Origin of the sequence: Pseudomonas citronellolis (assembly GCF_029335315.1) — a bacterium.
In the GTDB taxonomy this organism is placed as follows: Bacteria; Pseudomonadota; Gammaproteobacteria; order Pseudomonadales; family Pseudomonadaceae; genus Pseudomonas; species Pseudomonas citronellolis_A.
The window spans coordinates 1-15,863 of sequence record NZ_JARJLT010000107.1; the positions used below are offsets into that span (position 1 = coordinate 1).

The 15,863-nt window shown below is 65.4% G+C and carries 22 protein-coding genes; 2 read left to right on the plus strand and 20 right to left on the minus strand.

The window, feature by feature from the left end:
- Positions 1-19: 19 nt before the first annotated feature.
- From P3W75_RS08955 to puuE, 7 genes are all read right to left on the minus strand, one after another.
- A complete protein-coding gene (locus tag P3W75_RS08955; RefSeq protein WP_276227018.1) occupies positions 20-1,366 on the minus strand; it encodes a nucleobase:cation symporter-2 family protein in 1,347 nt (448 codons plus the stop codon).
- A gap of 292 nt (positions 1,367-1,658) precedes the next feature.
- On the minus strand, positions 1,659-2,264 hold the full coding sequence (locus tag P3W75_RS08960) for a DUF502 domain-containing protein (RefSeq protein ID WP_276227019.1): 606 nt from the start codon (positions 2,262-2,264) through the stop codon (positions 1,659-1,661).
- A gap of 158 nt (positions 2,265-2,422) precedes the next feature.
- Positions 2,423-3,733, minus strand: a complete 1,311-nt coding sequence (locus P3W75_RS08965) for a urate hydroxylase PuuD (protein ID WP_276227020.1) — start codon at positions 3,731-3,733, stop codon at positions 2,423-2,425.
- Between the two features lie 52 nt (positions 3,734-3,785).
- On the minus strand, positions 3,786-4,292 hold the full coding sequence (locus P3W75_RS08970; protein WP_276227021.1) for an ureidoglycolate lyase: 507 nt from the start codon (positions 4,290-4,292) through the stop codon (positions 3,786-3,788).
- Positions 4,293-4,431: 139 nt separating this feature from the next.
- A complete protein-coding gene (alc, locus tag P3W75_RS08975; protein WP_276227022.1) occupies positions 4,432-5,427 on the minus strand; it encodes an allantoicase in 996 nt (331 codons plus the stop codon).
- A 40-nt stretch (positions 5,428-5,467) separates the two neighbouring features.
- Positions 5,468-5,983 (minus strand): 2-oxo-4-hydroxy-4-carboxy-5-ureidoimidazoline decarboxylase, encoded by a 516-nt coding sequence (uraD, locus tag P3W75_RS08980; protein ID WP_276227023.1) that lies wholly within the window; start codon positions 5,981-5,983, stop codon positions 5,468-5,470.
- The gene (gene puuE / locus P3W75_RS08985) at positions 5,980-6,915 is read right to left on the minus strand and encodes an allantoinase PuuE (RefSeq protein WP_276227024.1); all 936 of its coding nucleotides are present in this window, start codon (positions 6,913-6,915) and stop codon (positions 5,980-5,982) included. Before puuE ends, uraD begins: the two co-directional genes overlap by 4 nt.
- A gap of 408 nt (positions 6,916-7,323) precedes the next feature.
- Between puuE and uraH the strand changes: the two genes are divergently transcribed.
- Complete coding sequence (gene uraH, locus P3W75_RS08990) at positions 7,324-7,677, plus strand: hydroxyisourate hydrolase (RefSeq protein ID WP_276227025.1); 354 nt, start codon at positions 7,324-7,326, stop codon at positions 7,675-7,677.
- 319 nt (positions 7,678-7,996) lie between these two features.
- Here the strand turns inward: uraH and P3W75_RS08995 are convergent, their stop codons facing one another.
- Both P3W75_RS08995 and P3W75_RS09000 read right to left on the minus strand, forming a co-directional pair.
- Positions 7,997-8,623, minus strand: coding sequence for a LysE family translocator (locus P3W75_RS08995; RefSeq protein WP_276227026.1), 627 nt, complete (start codon positions 8,621-8,623; stop codon positions 7,997-7,999).
- Positions 8,624-8,689: 66 nt separating this feature from the next.
- A complete protein-coding gene (locus tag P3W75_RS09000) occupies positions 8,690-10,039 on the minus strand; it encodes an NCS2 family permease (protein WP_276227027.1) in 1,350 nt (449 codons plus the stop codon).
- Positions 10,040-10,416: 377 nt separating this feature from the next.
- Between P3W75_RS09000 and P3W75_RS09005 the strand changes: the two genes are divergently transcribed.
- A complete protein-coding gene (locus P3W75_RS09005; protein ID WP_276227028.1) occupies positions 10,417-11,178 on the plus strand; it encodes a GntR family transcriptional regulator in 762 nt (253 codons plus the stop codon).
- A gap of 296 nt (positions 11,179-11,474) precedes the next feature.
- Here the strand turns inward: P3W75_RS09005 and queD are convergent, their stop codons facing one another.
- The 11 genes from queD to P3W75_RS09060 form a co-directional block, all read right to left on the minus strand.
- Positions 11,475-11,831, minus strand: coding sequence for a 6-carboxytetrahydropterin synthase QueD (gene queD, locus P3W75_RS09010; RefSeq protein ID WP_276227029.1), 357 nt, complete (start codon positions 11,829-11,831; stop codon positions 11,475-11,477).
- Between the two features lie 33 nt (positions 11,832-11,864).
- The gene (locus P3W75_RS09015; RefSeq protein ID WP_276227030.1) at positions 11,865-12,107 is read right to left on the minus strand and encodes a helix-turn-helix transcriptional regulator; all 243 of its coding nucleotides are present in this window, start codon (positions 12,105-12,107) and stop codon (positions 11,865-11,867) included.
- A 61-nt stretch (positions 12,108-12,168) separates the two neighbouring features.
- A complete protein-coding gene (locus tag P3W75_RS09020) occupies positions 12,169-12,648 on the minus strand; it encodes a DUF1643 domain-containing protein (RefSeq protein ID WP_276227031.1) in 480 nt (159 codons plus the stop codon).
- Entirely contained in the window at positions 12,629-12,814 is a 186-nt protein-coding gene (locus P3W75_RS09025; RefSeq protein ID WP_276227032.1) for a hypothetical protein, read from the minus strand. Before P3W75_RS09025 ends, P3W75_RS09020 begins: the two co-directional genes overlap by 20 nt.
- The gene (locus P3W75_RS09030) at positions 12,807-12,995 is read right to left on the minus strand and encodes a hypothetical protein (protein ID WP_276227033.1); all 189 of its coding nucleotides are present in this window, start codon (positions 12,993-12,995) and stop codon (positions 12,807-12,809) included. Before P3W75_RS09030 ends, P3W75_RS09025 begins: the two co-directional genes overlap by 8 nt.
- Entirely contained in the window at positions 12,988-13,422 is a 435-nt protein-coding gene (locus P3W75_RS09035; RefSeq protein ID WP_276227034.1) for a hypothetical protein, read from the minus strand. The genes P3W75_RS09030 and P3W75_RS09035 overlap by 8 nt, the downstream gene beginning before the upstream one ends.
- 2 nt (positions 13,423-13,424) lie before the next feature.
- Positions 13,425-13,907: an XF1762 family protein gene (locus P3W75_RS09040; RefSeq protein WP_276227035.1), complete on the minus strand. Its 483-nt coding sequence runs from the start codon at positions 13,905-13,907 to the stop codon at positions 13,425-13,427.
- Positions 13,904-14,605: a hypothetical protein gene (locus tag P3W75_RS09045; protein ID WP_276227036.1), complete on the minus strand. Its 702-nt coding sequence runs from the start codon at positions 14,603-14,605 to the stop codon at positions 13,904-13,906. Before P3W75_RS09045 ends, P3W75_RS09040 begins: the two co-directional genes overlap by 4 nt.
- On the minus strand, positions 14,602-15,042 hold the full coding sequence (locus P3W75_RS09050; RefSeq protein ID WP_276227037.1) for a hypothetical protein: 441 nt from the start codon (positions 15,040-15,042) through the stop codon (positions 14,602-14,604). Before P3W75_RS09050 ends, P3W75_RS09045 begins: the two co-directional genes overlap by 4 nt.
- A gap of 4 nt (positions 15,043-15,046) precedes the next feature.
- Positions 15,047-15,244: a hypothetical protein gene (locus P3W75_RS09055; RefSeq protein WP_276227038.1), complete on the minus strand. Its 198-nt coding sequence runs from the start codon at positions 15,242-15,244 to the stop codon at positions 15,047-15,049.
- A complete protein-coding gene (locus P3W75_RS09060) occupies positions 15,226-15,606 on the minus strand; it encodes a hypothetical protein (RefSeq protein ID WP_276227039.1) in 381 nt (126 codons plus the stop codon). The genes P3W75_RS09055 and P3W75_RS09060 overlap by 19 nt, the downstream gene beginning before the upstream one ends.
- Between the last annotated feature and the right edge of the window lie 257 nt (positions 15,607-15,863).

Here is a 15,863-nt window from a genome sequence, read left to right on the forward strand (position 1 = left end):
CCCGCCGAAAGCGTCGGCGTCAGTGGTGCCCGCAGAGGGCGTCGCGGCCCCGCTCGCCGAGGATGTTGAACAGCAGGTTGAGCAGCACGGCCCAGATCGCGGTCATGGCGATGCCGCTGTGGGTGATGGGTTCCATCCAGGCGGGCAGGGCGGCGAAGAAGTCCGGACGCACCACCGGGACCATGCCCATGCCGATGCTCACCGCCACCAGCAACTGGTTGCGGCGGTCGACGATGTCCGCCTCGTGGAGGATGCGGATACCGCTGGCGGCGACCATGCCGAACATCGCGATGCCGGCGCCGCCGAGCACCGCCGGCGGGATCGAGGCGACTACGTAGGCGGCCTTGGGCATCAGGCTGAGCAGCACCAGGAAGCCACCGGCGGCCACGGTGACGAAGCGGCTGCGCACCCCGGTCATCTGCACCAGGCCGATGTTCTGGGCGAATGAAGAGTGGGTGAAGGTGTTCATGAAGCCGGCGACGAAGGACGCGCTGGCGTCGCACAGCAGGCCACGGCGCAGGCGCCGCGGGCAGACCTCGTCGCCGGTGATCTTGCCCAGGGCGAGGAACATGCCGGTGGACTCGACGAAGATGATCAGCACCACCAGGCACATCGACAGCACCGGCGCCAGGTGGAAGCTGGGCGCGCCGAAGTGCAGCGGGGTGACCACCTCGAAGGCCGGACGGGAATCGATGCCGGAGAGGTCGACCATGCCCATGGCGCTGGCGACGATGTAGCCGAGCAGCATGCCGATCAGCACCGAGACGTTGGTCCAGAAGCCCTTGAGGAAGCGGTTGACCAGCAGGATCGCGGCCAGCACCAGGCTGGACAGGAACAGGTATTCCAGGGCGCCGAAGTGGGCCGCGCCCTTGCCGCCGCCGGCCCAGTTGATGGCCACCGGGAACAGGCACATGCCGATGGAGGTGATCACGGTGCCGGTCACCAGCGGCGGGAAGAAGCGCACGATACGGCTCATGAACGGCGCCACCAGCATGCCGAACAGGCCGGCGGCGATGGTCGCGCCGAAGATGCCGTTGATGCCCACGCCGGGCATGCCGGCCATGGCCACCATGCTGCCGACGGCGGCGAAGCTGGCACCCATCATCACCGGCATGCGGATGCCGACCGGGCCGATGCCCAGCGACTGGACCACGGTGGCGACGCCGGCGACCAGCAGGTCGGCGTTGATCAGGAAGGCGATTTCCTCGCGGGACAGGCCGGCGGCCTGGCCGACGATGAGCGGGACGGCCACGGCGCCGCCATACATCAGGAGCACGTGCTGGAAACCCACCAGCAGCAGCTGCAGCAACGGCAGACGCTGGTCGACGGGCGAGCCGGCGGCGCGGCGCTCAGTTACCTCGGACATGCAACACCTCGATTTTTATTGTTGTGTCACGGTGGGCGCCGATCAGGCTCGGCGACCGGGTAGTACTGGCTCGCGACACCCCCGGGGCCGTGCGGGTGAAGCGGTGCGGAACGTTATAACTGCGATGTGTATTCGCTTCAATATGTTTTTGTATACAACTTATCGGTCGGCTTGTGGATGGGTGGTTTCGCCAGGCTCTAGCCCGCGCGCTCCGGGGCCTGACCCGGATGTAGCCGTAGGTCGGGTGGGACTACATTTTTTCGTTGCGGCGGGCGCCACGGGCGGGGGCGGGTCATTGACCGGTCGATTTCGCCTGCTGTCTTTCCATGGCTTCGACCAGCTCGCCGGCACCCGCGCCCCACTTGCTGACGACCCTGAGCGCGGTGGTGAACGGGACGTCCAGCGGGTGCACCCGGCTGGCGTCGATGATGTAGACGGCGCCGGCGAAAGGGGTGGGGATGGAGGGCACGAAGACGGTATAGCGGTCGGCATCCAGCGTTTCGATGATGAAGCCGGGTACCAGCGCTTCCTCGATCTCCACCAGCGCGGGTTTCCAGCTGCCTTCGTCGCGTTCGCCGGAGAGTTGCAGGGTCAGGCTGCGCAGTATCCCGTAGCCGGGGATTCGTTCCAGAAGGTTGAGTTCCGCCTGGGTGCGCAGGCGTTGGCCCCGGCGAGTCTGCAGGGTGACGCCCAGCAGGAAGCAGATCAGCAGGACGAGCAGCAGCGAGAGGATCTGCTCGGCGGGAAGGCTCTCGGGCAGCAACCGGGTGAACGGGCTTATCAACTTGCCCATCGACCCCATGGCCTTGAGCAGCGCCAGGATCGCGAGGTAGATCGGGGCGATCAGCAGCAGCCCGACAATCAAACATCTGAGGGTGTAATGAAAGGCGCGCTTCATCGCTGTCTCTCCCGGAGAGCCTGATTTCCTGGAGTGTAGCCGCCCGGGTCGCATCGATGACTGACCCTGCAAGCCTTGCGTGCAGGCCCATCGGCGCTTTTCCGGGGCATAAAAAAACCGCACCCGGAGGTGCGGTTCTTTCTGTCGCGGGCGTCAGCTCAATTGGTCTGCGCGCCCTTGGCGATCCAGGTGCCGAGCAGGTTGCGCTCGTCCTGGGTCATCTGCGTGATGTTGCCCAGCGGCATCACCTGCGAGGCCACGGCCAGGGCCTGGATCTTCGCGGCCTGGGCCTGGATCTGCGCCGGGGTGTCGAACATCACGCCGGCCGGCGCCGCGCTGAACATCGGGCTGGTCGGTTTCGCCGAGTGGCAGGCCACGCAGCGTTCCTGGATCACGTGATGGACCTTGTCGAAGTCCTCCGCGCTGCCGGCCTGCGCCTGGGTCGGCGCTTCGGCGGGCTTGGCGGCTTCCTCTTTGGCACGCTCGGCGGGGCTCTTGCCGCCAATGGCGGTTTCCGGCAGCGGCTGGTACTCGATCTTCGCCGGCGCGCTGGCGCTGGTCGGCGCGGCGTTCTGCAGGCTCGGGCCGGTGACGAAGGCCAGCGCGATCATGCCCACGGCGCCGGCGGGCAGCGCCCAGGCCATGCCGTTGCCGTTGTGGCGGGTGTTGAAGTAGTGCCGCACGATCACCGCCAGCGCCGCGATGCAGGCCAGGATCAGCCAGTTGTAGTGGCTGCCGTAGGTGCTCGGGAAGTGGTTGCTGATCATGATGAACAGCACCGGCAGGGTGAAGTAGTTGTTGTGGCGCGAACGCAGCAGGCCCTTGGCCGGCAGCACCGGGTCGGGCTCGCGGCCTTCCTCGATGGCCTTAACCAGCGCGCGCTGGGCCGGCATGATCACCCGGAACACGTTGCCGACCATGATGGTGCCGATGATCGCGCCGACGTGCAGGTAGGCGCCGCGGCCGCTGAACACCTGGCTCAGCAGGTAGGCGGCGAGCACCAGCAGGACGAACAGGATGGCGCCGAGCAGGCCCGGGGTCTTGCCCAGCGGCGAGTCGCACAGGGTGGAGTAGACGAACCAGCCGGCGACCAGCGAGCCGATGCCGATGGCGATGGCCGCGGCGGGCGCCAGGTCGCTGCCCGGGGCGATCAGGTAGAGGGTCGGGTTCAGGTAGAACACGATGGTCAGCAGGCACACGCCCGAGAGCCAGGTGGAGTAGGCCTCCCATTTGAACCAGTGGAGGTTGTCCGGCATCTTCGGCGGCGCCAGCTTGTATTTCTCCAGGTGGTAGATGCCGCCACCGTGGATCGCCCAGAGGTCACCGGAGAGCCCTTCGCGCGGATTGACCCGGTTGAGGTTGTTCTCCAGCCAGACGAAGTAGAACGAGGCACCGATCCAGGCGATGCCGACGATCATGTGAATCCAGCGAACCAGCAGGTTCGCCCATTCGATGAGATGTGCTTCCACAGTCATTACCTCATGCCCGGGCGCCGGCGTCGCGGCGAACGGGCCTCTCTTATTAGTTTAGTTGGGGGTCGAGGAGCAGTTGCTCGTCCTCGGTGAAGAAATGCTCGTCGCAGTTGTTGCCAGAACCGCTGCGATCGACCACCAGGAAGTCATCCCGCTTTTCGATCGTCAGCACCGGGTGGTGCCAGACGCCGCGGTGGTAATTGATGCCCTGCTTTCCGTTGGTCAGGAAGGCGCGGACAAGACCCGGTACAGGCACGTCGCCAAGGGGCGCGACCACGACCAGAAAAGGATTGCCGAGCAGCGGAATGAACGCCTGGCTGCCCTGCGGGTGACGCTCCAGCATGCGGATGCGCAACGGCATCTCCAGCGCCTCGGCGCTGAAGATGCTGATGATCGCCTTATCCTCGGCCTGCGCGGTCTCGACCGTGGCGAGCTTGTGATAACGGCGGGTGGAACCGTTGTTGATCATGAAGTAGTCGCTGCCTTCGGTCTCGATGACGTCGCCGAACGGGGCGAAGGCTTCCTTGGTCAACGGTTCGATCTTCAGGGTACGCATGGCTGGTCACTTGTAGTCATTGTCATCTGCCCGGGCGAGCCCGGGACCGTTCACCGGTGGCGTCACTCCCGCGAACGCGGGAGCCCAGAGATTCCGGGTCCCCACGTTCGCGGTGGCGTGACGGCGCGACACCGGTGCCTTACTTGGCCACCTTGCCGAACAGGCGCAGACGGCTGACGCCACCATCCGGGAAGATGTTCAGGCGGATGTGGGTGATCGGGCCGAGTTCGCGGATCTGCTCGATGAAGGTGTGCTCGTTGTGCATCTGCAGCTTCTGGCTCGGCAGCAGCTCGCGCCAGTACAGGCTCTGGGTGGCGATCTGGCTGTCGGTGCCGCCCTTCACGAAGGCCGCCTGGATGTTGCAGCTTTCCGGGTAGTTGCCCTTGAAGTGCAGGGTGTCGACGACGATCTGCTCGACGATGCCGGCGTGGCCCAGCGCCACGATCACCCAGTCGTTGCCCGGGGTGCGGCGGCGGCCGGTTTCCCAACCATCGCCCATGTTCACGCCACGGCCGGGGTTGAGGATGTTGCTCATGCGGCCGAAGTGCTCGTCGGAGCAGGCGAGGGCGCGGCCGCCGTTCAGGGCCGCGGCGAGGTCGACCTGCTCGTTGGGGTTCTGCTTGGCCCAGTCGCGGAACGGGATGCCGTACACGCGCAGGCGCGCCACGCCGCCGTCCGGGTAGATGTTCAGGCGCAGGTGGGTGTAGGGGCGCGCGTCGTTGATCTCGTGGTAGTGGTGGCTGTTGCCCTGCAGCTCGACGGAGGACAGCACTTCGGTCCACTGGGTGTCGTCGGTCGGCTCGCCCTCGGCCACGAAGCAGCCGTCGAGGGAGGCCGACGGCGGGAAGTTGCCGGTGAAGAAGCTGGTGTCGATGTCCACGCCCTTGATCGAACCCGGCACGCCCAGGCGGATCACCGCATGGTCATAGCCCTCGAAGCGCTTGCGGCGGGATTCCCAGCCGTCCATCCACTTGCCGTTGTCGTCGAAGACGCCTTCCTTCCACACCGCGGGGGTGGGCTGCAGCATGCGGCTGGCGGCGGCGAACCATTCGTCGGTGACGCTGATCACCTTGCTCCCCAGGCGCTCGTCGGCCAGGTTGACGAATTTCTCGAAGGGAGCGTTGTAGGTTCTCATCTTGTTCTCCTTGGTGACGTGTTAGTCCGGTCCTGCGCGCTCACAGCTGCTGCAGGCGGAACATCGCGATCTTGTTGATTTCGGCCAGGGCGGTCTGGAACTCCTGCTCCGGCGTGTTGTGGATGCGCTCCTCGAAGGCCGCGAGGATCTGGTGGCGGTCGCTGCCCTTCACCGCCTTGATGAAGGGGAAGCCGAACTTGGCCTTGTAGGCGTCGTTGAGTTCGTTGAAGCGGGCGAACTCCTCGGCGGTGCATTCGTGGATGCCGGCGCCGGCCTGTTCGGAGGTGCTGGAGGCGGTCAGTTCGCCGCGCACGGCGGCCTTGCCGGCGAGGTCCGGGTGGGCGTTGATCAGCGCCAGCTGGGCTTCGTGGCTGGCCGACAGGAGGATGTCGGCCATGCGCTGCTGCAGGCGCTCGATGTCGTTGAGGCTTTCGTCCACGCCCAGGTCGTAGGCCTTCTCGGCCACCCAGGGGGAGTGCTCGTAGATGTCGGCGAAGGCGGCGACGAAGGCGGCGCGGTCGAGGCTGGCCGGGGTGAGGGTCTGGAAGCGGCTCATGCCTGGCTCTCCTGGGCTTTGAACGGGTGGGTCGCGTGCCAGTGGCGGGCGATGTCGACGCGGCGGGCGATCCACACTTTCTCATGGCCCTTCACGTACTGGATGAAGCGCTCCAGCGCGGCCAGGCGCGCCGGGCGGCCGAGCAGGCGGCAGTGCATGCCGATCGAGAGCATCTTCGGCGCGCCCTCGGCGCCTTCGGCGTAGAGCACGTCGAAGGCGTCCTTGAGGTATTCGAAGAAGTCATCGCCCTTGTTGAAGCCCTGCACCTGAGTGAAGCGCATGTCGTTGGTGTCCAGGGTGTAGGGGATCACCAGGTGCGGCTTCTCGGCGGTGCTGGCCGGGTCCCAGTAGGGCAGGTCGTCGTCGTAGGTGTCGGAGTCGTAGAGGAAGTTGCCTTCCTCGCGCACGATGCGCCGGGTGTTCGGGCCGAGGCGGCCGGTGTACCAGCCCTGCGGGCGTTCGCCGGTCAGCTCGGTGAGGATGCGGATGGCTTCGAGCATGTGCTCGCGCTCCTGGGCCTCGTCCATGTACTGGTAGTCGATCCAGCGGTAGCCGTGGCTGCAGATTTCGTGGCCGTCGGCGATCATCGCCTTGATCGCCTCGGGGTGGCGCTGCGCGGCCATGGCCACGGCGAACACGGTCAGCGGCAGGTCGTGCTTGCGGAACAGCTTGAGCAGGCGCCAGAGGCCGGCGCGGCTACCGTACTCGTACAGCGATTCCATGCACATGTTGCGCTCGCCCTTGAGCGGCTGGGCGGCGACCATTTCGGAAAGGAAGGCCTCGGACTCGGCGTCGCCGTGCAGGATGCAGCGCTCGCCGCCTTCCTCGTAGTTGAGGACGAAGGACAGCGCGATGCGAGCGTCGCCCGGCCAGTGCGGGTGGGGAGGGTTGTCGGCGTAACCGATCAGGTCGCGTGGGTAGTCGGCGCTCACTGCGGGGTTCCTTCTTGTTGGGGGCGGCGCGGGCGGTGAGGCGTGCGTCACCGTGATGCGAGACATTGTATACAAGTTGCGTTGCGGAATGTAAATACAATCGGCCGCGCAAAAGCTCCCATCGATCGCCTTTCCTTCAGCCCTTGTCAGTAAGCAAATAACCTGCCTGAACGGTCAGCTCCGCTGTTGGCGGGCATTGCACTGGTCTTGCCGGGCCGGGATGCCGCATGACGGTGCGTGGGCGCCATGGCGGGGCGGAGTGGTGAATTTTTTTGTATACAATGTTTCGCGCATGTCGTATTTTCCCCCTATCCAAACGCCCGCCCGTGCCAACCGGTGGGCAGCCATCCACCCCCACACCGAGAGGAGGACGGCGTCCACCGGCCGCGCCGGGGTCGCCCAGAGCCCATGGGACGTTTGACGACGCACGTACTGGATTCCGCCCACGGCTGCCCCGGCCATGGCATCAAGATCGAGCTGTACCGCGTGGAAGGCCAGCAGCTGGAGCTGGTCGCCACCCGCGTGACCAACGACGACGGCCGCTGCGACGAGCCACTGCTGCAGGGCGAGGACTTCCGTCCCGGCGTCTACCAGTTGCTGTTCAACGCCGGTGACTACTACCGCGCCCGTGGCGTGCAGCTGCCGCAACCGGCGTTCCTCGACCAGGTGGTGCTGCGCTTCGGCATCGCTTCGGAAAGCGACCACTACCACGTGCCGCTGCTGATCTCGCCGTACAGCTACTCGACCTATCGCGGCAGCTAGCCGCTGACCGGCTTCCCCCCGACTCTTCGTGGAGTCCCATCGGCCCGCCCCTGGCGGGCCTTTTTTTGCCCGTGTTTCGGCTGGGCCGGCGCCGTTCCCCTGCGCAGGAGCGCGCCATGTGCGCGATTCGCGGGCGTGGGCCAGAGGGGGCGTATCGGGATGGGGGCTCAGCCGTTGGCCGGAACATCGTTGCCGGAGGGCGATGGCGGATAACGCCGTAGGCGTTATGCGCCCTACGTTTCGTTGTGCATTGGTGCGGGAGTCAGGGCCGTAGGGCGTATAACCGTTCGCGGTTATCCGCCCTACATGCTGTTCAGCCTCAGCGGCTCAGCAGCGAAGCTCCGCCGGCGGTGGCGAAGAGCGCGGCGCTGCCGCGGTTGAACCATACCTGGCCCTTGCCCGAGCGCAGGAAGTGCGCGGCGCCGCGCGCGCTCAGGCCGTAGAACAGCTTGCAGGCGAAGTCGAGCACCGCCCAGGTGACGATCATCACCAGCAGCTGCTGCCACAGCGGGTGGTCGGCCTTGAGGAACTGCGGCAGGAAGGCGGCGAAGAACAGGATGTCCTTGGGGTTGGAGGCGCCCAGGCCAAACGCCTTCCAGTACAGGCTGCGGAAGCCCGGGTTGACCGGCAGTTCCTCGGCGGCGCGCGGCTGGCCGGCGACGCGGGATTCCTTCCAGCTCTGCCAGGCGAGATAGAACAGGTAGAGCGCGCCCAGCACCTTGAGCACGCTGAACAGCTTCTCCGAAGCCAGCAGCAGCGCGCCCAGGCCGAGGGCCGAGGCGCTGAGCAGGCACAGCGAGGCGCTGACCCCGCCGAGGAACGCCGGCAACGAGCGGCGCAGGCCGTAGTTGAGGCTGTTGCTGACCATCAGCAGCGACAGCGGGCCGGGAATCAGGATCACGATCAGGGCGGCGCTGCTGAACAGCAGCCAGGTTTCCAGGTTCATCGCGGGCTCTCGAATGCAAAAGGCCCCGGCGCTGCTGCGCCGAGGCCGTGGCGGGGCGTCTCCAGATTACAGGAAGATAAATTTGGCTACAAATATCAGGCAGAGTGCATACAGGCTGGGGGTCACGTCCTTGTGGCGGCCGGTGAAGACCTTCATCACCACGTAGGTCACGAAGCCCAGGGCGATACCGTCGGCGACCGAGAAGGTCAGCGGCATCATGATCACCGTGACGATGGCCGGGATGGTTTCGGTGTGTTCCTTCCAGTCGATGTGGGCGAGCCCGCCCATCATCAGCATGGCCACGTAGATCAGCGCGCCGGCGGTGGCGTAGGCGGGGATCATGCCGGCCAGCGGGGCGAAGAACATGGCGGCGACGAACAGCGCGCCCACGGTCACCGCGGTCAGCCCGGTGCGGCCGCCGGCGGCGACGCCCGCGGCGCTTTCCACATAGCTGGTCACCGGCGGCACGCCGAGCACCGCGCCGGCGACGCTGGAAGCGCTGTCGGCCTTCATCGCCTTGGACAGGTTCTCGATGCGGCCGTCCTCGCGCACCAGGTGGGCGCGCTGGGCGACCCCCATCAGGGTGCCGGCGGTGTCGAACATGTGCACGAAGAGGAAGGCCAGGATCACGCTGATCATGGTCACGTTGAAGGCGCCGGCGATGTCCATGGCGAGGAAGGTCGGCGCCAGGCTCGGCGGCATCGAGAACACCCCGCCGAACTGCACCAGGCCCAGGGCCAGGCCGGCCACGGTGACGGTGAGGATGCTGATGAGGATGCCGCCGAACACCCGGCGGTACTCCAGCACGGCGATCATCAGGAAGCAGATTGCCGCCAGCAGAGGGCCGGGCTTGGTCAGGTCGCCGATGTGCACCAGGGTGGCCGGGTTGGCCACGACGATGCCGGCGGTCTTCAGCCCGATCAGCCCGAGGAACAGTCCGACCCCCGCGCCCATGGCGAAGCGCAGGCTCGACGGGATGCTGTTGAGCAGCCATTCGCGGATGCGCGAGAAGGTCAGCAGCATGAACAGCACGCCGGAGATGAACACCGCGCCGAGGGCGATCTCCCAGCTGTAGTTCATGGTCTTGACCACGGTGTAGGTGAAGAAGGCGTTGAGGCCCATGCCCGGCGCCAGGCCCACCGGCCAGTTGGCGTACAGCCCCATCAGGAAGCAGCCGAGGGCGGCGGCCAGGCAGGTGGCGACGAAGGCCGCCCCGTGGTTGACCCCGGCGTCGGCCATGATGTTCGGGTTGACGAAGATGATGTAGGCCATGGTGATGAAGGTGGTCAGGCCGGCGGCCAGTTCGGTCTTCACCGTGGTGCCGTGCTGGCTGAGCTTGAACAGGCGTTCGAGCAGGCCGCTGGCGGGAGGGCTGGAGGTGTAGGCGACTTGTTGTTCTTGTTTGGTGCTTTCCACAGCGGGTACTCCTCAACGCTCTTGTTGTTGGTCCTTGCCGCTGGCTGGTTCACCTGCGTCCCTGGCTCGGCGGAAGGCTGTGAGGGTGTGTTTCTTGACTCAAGGGTCAGAAAGTCACGCCGGCGATTATGAGGTTGTATACAAAAAAATCAAATAATGTTTCGTGCGGATTTTGCGGATTTTTACAAACAATCCTTCCGATGATTCGTTCATGAATCACGCCCGATGCGTACCCACAGGGTGCGTGGGAAGGTGGATCTGCCGCGTGCGCGGGACTGGGCGTTTTGTGTACACTGATCGCCATCATTTCGCCGTGACCGCGTACCTGGCGCAGGGATCGCCCAGGCCATCGGCCCGCCCAACAAGGTTGAGGATCCATGACCGACCAGTTGCAACAGATCAAGAAGCCGTCGCGCAACGGCAAGAGCCGCACCGGCACGCAGGACGAGATCGTCTACGCGCACATCTTCGACGCCATCCTCGAACAGCGCCTGGCCCCCGGCACCAAGTTGAGCGAGGAGGCCCTGGGCGAGATCTTCGGCGTCAGCCGCACCATCATCCGCCGCGCCCTGTCGCGCCTGGCCCATGAACAGGTGGTGCTGCTGCGGCCGAACCGCGGCGCGGTCGTGGCCAGCCCGAGCATCGACGAGGCGCGGCAGATTCTCTTCGCCCGCCGCACCGTGGAGCGCGCCATCACCGAACTGGCGGTGGACAACGCCAGCGCCGAACCGCTCGCCGAACTGCGCGAGATGGTGGTGCAGGAGCAGGCCAGCTTCGCCCGCGGCGACCGCGGCGCCGGCATCCGCCTGTCCGGCGAGTTCCACCTGAAGCTCGCCGAGATGGCGAAGAACGCGCCCCTGGTCAGCTTCCAGCGCAGCCTGGTGTCGCAGACCTCGCTGATCATCGCCCAGTATGAGGCCGGTGGCCGCTCGCACTGCTCCTTCGACGAGCACAACGAGATTCTCGACGCGATCGAGAAGGGCGAGAAGGAAAAGGCGGTCACCCTGATGATGCACCACATGGCGCACATCGACGACAAGCTCAACCTGGAAGGCGACAGCGCCTCCGGCGACCTCCACGCGGTGTTCTCGCACCTGCTGGGCGGCAAGAAGAAGGGCGGTCGCGCGGCGGCTCGCTGAGGCGCCGCTCCCGAGAAAGCCCCGCCTTGGCGGGGCTTTTTCGTTGGGGACGCGGCGCTATCCGCCACTTGATCCGGTCCCGTAGCGGTGCGTGGGGTTCGCGCCCGCGCGCGCCTGTCGTAGGGCGTATAACCGTTCGCGGTTATCCGCCGTCGGCCCGAGCGTCGGAAGCGCCGGCCATGGCGGATAACGCCCTAGGCGTTATGCGCCCTACGGGTTTCCGTGAGCGCCGGATCTCGCCATCCCGCGGCCAAGAAAAAGCCCCGCCGAAGCGGGGCTTTTGCGTCGTGGCGAACTCAGTCGCCGCGATACTCGCAACCACTGGTGCAGGTCTCGTGCACCCGCACCCGCGACAGTTCCGGAAGCAGCGGCTTGACCTGCTGCCAGATCCAGCGCGAGAGGTTCTCGCTGGTCGGATTCTCCAGGCCGGGGATGTCGTTCAGGTAGTTGTGGTCGAGCGTTTCGTAGATCGGCTTGAAGATCTGCTTGATCTCGGAGAAGTCGCGAATCCAGCCGGTATAGGGGTCGACCTCGCCCTCGATGTACAGGGCCACGCGGAACGAGTGGCCGTGCAGGCGGCCGCATTTGTGGCCCTCCGGCACGTGGGGCAGGCGGTGGGCGGACTCGAAAGTGAATTCCTTGAACAGTTCCACGAAATTTCCTGTGATTCAGATGGTGCGCTGACCTCAGAGGATTTCGCGCAGCTGGTGTACTGATTGATGTACTGATTGGTCGTTGCTGGGACTGATTCGCCGCATCCAGGTTTCGATATCGGACTGACGCCAGGCGACCGAGTTGGGGCCTATTCTAACCTGTTTCGGGAACGAGCCTTCGCGAATCCGACGATACAGGGTGTTCTTGCCCAGGCCGGTGGTGTGGAGCACCTCATCGAGGCGCATGAAGCGGTCAATCTTCTCTGCTGCGCTCATGGCAATACCTCATCGCACCGGCGCTGGCCGGCGGGGTTGGGAAAATTAAGATTCGGTCAGGTTATGGCTGCCACTCGATCAGTGGCTGTTCCTGCTTGATGTAGAGCGGGTGCCTCGGGCTCCCGTCGTTGTTCGTTCCGAGGCACCACAGGCGTGCGCCGGCGCTACGCAGGATGCCGACCACGGCAGCGACGCGGTCAGGCTTCGCATGGCCGCCCCAGGCGCAGACGATGTCGCCGTACTCTGCTGCCAGGGCCGCCAACCGCTGGTCGTTCTCTGGTCCGACCGGATCGGCGCACCTCCACAGTTCCTGTGGGTTCGTCGCGCGGTAGGCGTAGAGATTCCCCACGGCGAGGCCTGCGCAGCCCCAGGTCGTGGCGAAGCCCCGGCACCGTCGAATTGTCGGATCGTCCAGGGCGGCGTCGGCGGTGCTCGGGTTGAGCATGACGAAGAGCGCCCCGGGCTTCTCCGGCAGCAGCAGGCCTGTCTCCCTGGTGAGCAGGTAGCGGTATTGGCCGCACTTACTGATGATCGCGCCCATCCTGACCTCCCTTCTGCCGCAGGTCGCGCTTCAGCGCCGTGACCTCGTTCTGCAGTTCGTTCCATTCTGGATCGTTGCGGTCGTAGTCAGGATGCCAACGCATCGCGGATTCCAGCCACTCCGTTGCACGGAGAAGCATTCGCCGCGGCCAGATGAGCTTAGGCATGGCCGTCATCCTCTTTATTCGCTACCGACTCGTTCCAGCGCTCGGCAAGCCCCTCAATAGTGAAGGCCTCGACGTTGTGCAGGCACTCCGGGCAGTGCAGCGTGAGGAATCCTTCCTTGTGGCGAATTCCGGTCAGTTCGCCGCTGTGGCCGCACTTGCATGGCTTGAGTTCTTCAGGCATCGCTCGCCTCCTTCCCCTCGTCGAGCAGGGCGCTCAGCTCGAGCAGCGCTCTCGTAGCGAGTCGTCCAGTTGATGAAGCATCACTCAACTCCGACGACTGCATGCGTTGCCCGAGTTGACGCAGGCCCGATGCGATGGCTTCCAGCCTCGGCCTGATATCAGCCATGCTCACCGCCTTGCCGTTGAGGCGCGCCAGTTCGTCGAGGCAGGCGTTCCAGCCAATCTTGAACGCCCGTAGCTCGGCAGCTTCATCTGCCTCCGAACTATCACGCTCCGGCACAACCACCACCCTTGCGCGCAGGGCTGTGACTTCCTCCCTGAGCGCCTGGTTCTCGGCTTCGAGCTTGAGGTAGTCGGCCGCGAGCACGTAGCGCGTCTGCGTCTTGAACGTGTCATCCGGGAATCGGTAGGTCTTCACGTCACTCATGGTCATTCCCCCTTCGCCGGCTGAGGCGCGGCGGCGAGCGGCCAGGAGCCCCAGCCCCAAGCCTGTTTGTCTTCGGTTGGGTGCTTGTCAGTTCGCGGCCGACTCGGGCAATCCCAGCTTCTGCCTTTCACCTCCCACAACAGGCGCCAACCAGCGGCGCGGAGGCTGCCACCGCTTTCGCTGGCCAGGATGTAGGTCAAGCCACGTCGATAGCCTTTGTCCTGGGCGATCCTACGCGCTGCCGCATACAGCATGCTGCAAGCGTTTGGAGTGCCATCGGTGCATAGGCGGGTAACTTCCGCCGTCAGGCCATCATCCAGGGCTCGAGCGACAGGGCGGCCAATCACGGCTACACCGACCAGGTTTCCGTCATCATCATGGACAGCCTGACGCCAGAGCGCTCCGACCGGAACGTTGTGGTGCCGGTGGTGTTGCCGAATGAAATGGTCGGCCAGGTCCCGCGTGATAGGGCGAAGCTCGATCATTCGTCACACTCCTGCGCCTCGGATGCGGCGAGCAGCCATGCCGCGAGAATCGCGTCACCTTTGTACTCCAGCAGTTCCTGGCCGCTTTCGTGGCGAATCCATTTCCCGTCAGCAGTCTTCTCGGCAATGCAGAAGTAGCGATCACCTTCGCCATCCCAGTTGTCGAGGTAGTCGATGGCGTAAGTGCCAGGGGCGCATCCATCCGGCACCTGCCCAGCCTGGCCGGCGCGGCTGTTCCACGCCTCGGCGCGAACCCAGGTATGGCATTTCGTGCACTCAACTACAGGCATTGGCCGCATGTCTTCGTGCACATAGTCATCATGGGTCAGGCGTGCTTGGCCGCCACAGAACGGGCACGGCTTCAGATCTCCCTGCGCGCCATCTGCCTGCTGGCCGCTAAGCCGCGCTTCGATCGCTCGCCAGGTCGGTTCGTACTCGGGCCAGTCGGATTCGATGACCACGTATTCGCGAGGGGGAAGAGAAGGTGTGAGCTTTTCCAGGGCTATCTTCAGATCAACAACAGCGCAAGCTGATTCGGGGTCGGGGCGATCCGAATAGAGGATGCTTTCGATGTCCTTGCGCTTGATGACGATGTACCGATCCTCGCGCTGGAAGGCCGTAGACGACTGGTTCCAGTTGCACGGGGCAGCAAGGTGCCCTCCCGCGCCGCACAGGGCACAGGCTTTCTGATCGGTCATGGCTTCGCCTCCTGAATGCTGGCTTCAACCCAATTGCGCATGCGCTGCCAGCGATGCTCCGGGGTCTCTCGCCCCCACTTCATCGACCCGTCTGGCTGCCGCTGGTAGACGCCAGGGTGATCGTCGTTCTCGTAGACAATTTCGGCTGCCAATGCCGGCGCGATGTCGAAAGCCGCCGCTACGATTTCGCGGCAATCCGGGTCGAGCCTGGCCATGTCGAGTCCGCGCTTTGCGCCAAGCACGCCCAGCGTGCAGAACTGGCCGTCGGCCTCCAGCTCCTCTGCGATCAGGCGCTTCTCCGGCATGGCGTCCAGCGCGTCGCGGAGCTCGACCAGGAAGGCCTGGCCGCGCCGGCCCTTGATGGCGGAGTTGACCGCGCCCCGCCAGCAGATCAAACCCCACCCACCGCAGTCATCGCTATATCCACTTCTGCTCATTGCTTCAGTCCTCGGCGGGGTATTGGCGGGTACCGCGCTCGCCCTGCTGGGCAACGATGGCGGCCTGGATCAGGTTGCGGCCGAGCTGCATGGCCTGCTCGGGGTCGAGTTCGGCGCCAAGTCGCGGCAGCCCATCGATCACCATGTAGGGCTTACCGTTGACGCCGTGGCGGTGCTCGACGGTCAGTTGGATGGGGCGCATGGTGCGGGCTCCGGAATAGGGTCCATCATCTGGTCGACGACGTAGCCGACGGCCTCCCATTCGCGCTGCGCCTGCCGGCCGAGCTCATCGAGCAGAGGCTGGGGAAGGGTGAACGTCCGGGGGCCGATGCCTTTCCGGTAGCGCGGGCGCTCCACCAACTGCCCATCGGCCACGAGCTTGGCCAGGCGGCGCAGGTTCTTCGCCCGATCGCCAGGCAGGGAATAGGACTGGATGCCGGTAAGGCTGGCGTAATTGGCGTTCCAGGCTTCGAGCTTCCGCCGGCCGCCGAAGTAGTGGGTGAGAATCCAGGCCTTGGCGTCGCGCAGCAGGGCCGCGCGCACGTCGTCAGGAAGCTGGGGCATGGGATGGCTCCTTGGCCGGCGGCGTGCAGCGCAGGCAGTCGCATTTATCAGTGGTGCGGCCGGTGCCGCGGCAGAAGATCGGGGGAGTCACTGCTGCTCTCCCGTGTAGGTCTTCCAGTGCACCTTCCGGCCGCCGACGAGAAATCCCCATTCGCCCTGCCAGCGGCTGGTGACGAACAGGGTCCAGACGCCGCCGGCCGACACCTGGTCGATCCGGTGGTATTCGCCATGGCTCAGGCGTGCGGTATCGCCAGGCT

Coding starts and splice junctions, on each gene's coding strand:
- P3W75_RS08955 (WP_276227018.1), bottom strand. CDS start 1,366: ATGTCCGAGGTAACTGAGCGCCGCGCCGCCGGCTCGCCCGTCGACCAG.
- P3W75_RS08960 (WP_276227019.1), bottom strand. CDS start 2,264: ATGAAGCGCGCCTTTCATTACACCCTCAGATGTTTGATTGTCGGGCTG.
- P3W75_RS08970 (WP_276227021.1), bottom strand. CDS start 4,292: ATGCGTACCCTGAAGATCGAACCGTTGACCAAGGAAGCCTTCGCCCCG.
- alc (WP_276227022.1), bottom strand. CDS start 5,427: ATGAGAACCTACAACGCTCCCTTCGAGAAATTCGTCAACCTGGCCGAC.
- uraD (WP_276227023.1), bottom strand. CDS start 5,983: ATGAGCCGCTTCCAGACCCTCACCCCGGCCAGCCTCGACCGCGCCGCC.
- uraH (WP_276227025.1), top strand. CDS start 7,324: ATGGGACGTTTGACGACGCACGTACTGGATTCCGCCCACGGCTGCCCC.
- P3W75_RS08995 (WP_276227026.1), bottom strand. CDS start 8,623: ATGAACCTGGAAACCTGGCTGCTGTTCAGCAGCGCCGCCCTGATCGTG.
- P3W75_RS09005 (WP_276227028.1), top strand. CDS start 10,417: ATGACCGACCAGTTGCAACAGATCAAGAAGCCGTCGCGCAACGGCAAG.
- P3W75_RS09015 (WP_276227030.1), bottom strand. CDS start 12,107: ATGAGCGCAGCAGAGAAGATTGACCGCTTCATGCGCCTCGATGAGGTG.
- P3W75_RS09020 (WP_276227031.1), bottom strand. CDS start 12,648: ATGGGCGCGATCATCAGTAAGTGCGGCCAATACCGCTACCTGCTCACC.
- P3W75_RS09025 (WP_276227032.1), bottom strand. CDS start 12,814: ATGCCTAAGCTCATCTGGCCGCGGCGAATGCTTCTCCGTGCAACGGAG.
- P3W75_RS09030 (WP_276227033.1), bottom strand. CDS start 12,995: ATGCCTGAAGAACTCAAGCCATGCAAGTGCGGCCACAGCGGCGAACTG.
- P3W75_RS09035 (WP_276227034.1), bottom strand. CDS start 13,422: ATGAGTGACGTGAAGACCTACCGATTCCCGGATGACACGTTCAAGACG.
- P3W75_RS09040 (WP_276227035.1), bottom strand. CDS start 13,907: ATGATCGAGCTTCGCCCTATCACGCGGGACCTGGCCGACCATTTCATT.
- P3W75_RS09045 (WP_276227036.1), bottom strand. CDS start 14,605: ATGACCGATCAGAAAGCCTGTGCCCTGTGCGGCGCGGGAGGGCACCTT.
- P3W75_RS09050 (WP_276227037.1), bottom strand. CDS start 15,042: ATGAGCAGAAGTGGATATAGCGATGACTGCGGTGGGTGGGGTTTGATC.
- P3W75_RS09055 (WP_276227038.1), bottom strand. CDS start 15,244: ATGCGCCCCATCCAACTGACCGTCGAGCACCGCCACGGCGTCAACGGT.
- P3W75_RS09060 (WP_276227039.1), bottom strand. CDS start 15,606: ATGCCCCAGCTTCCTGACGACGTGCGCGCGGCCCTGCTGCGCGACGCC.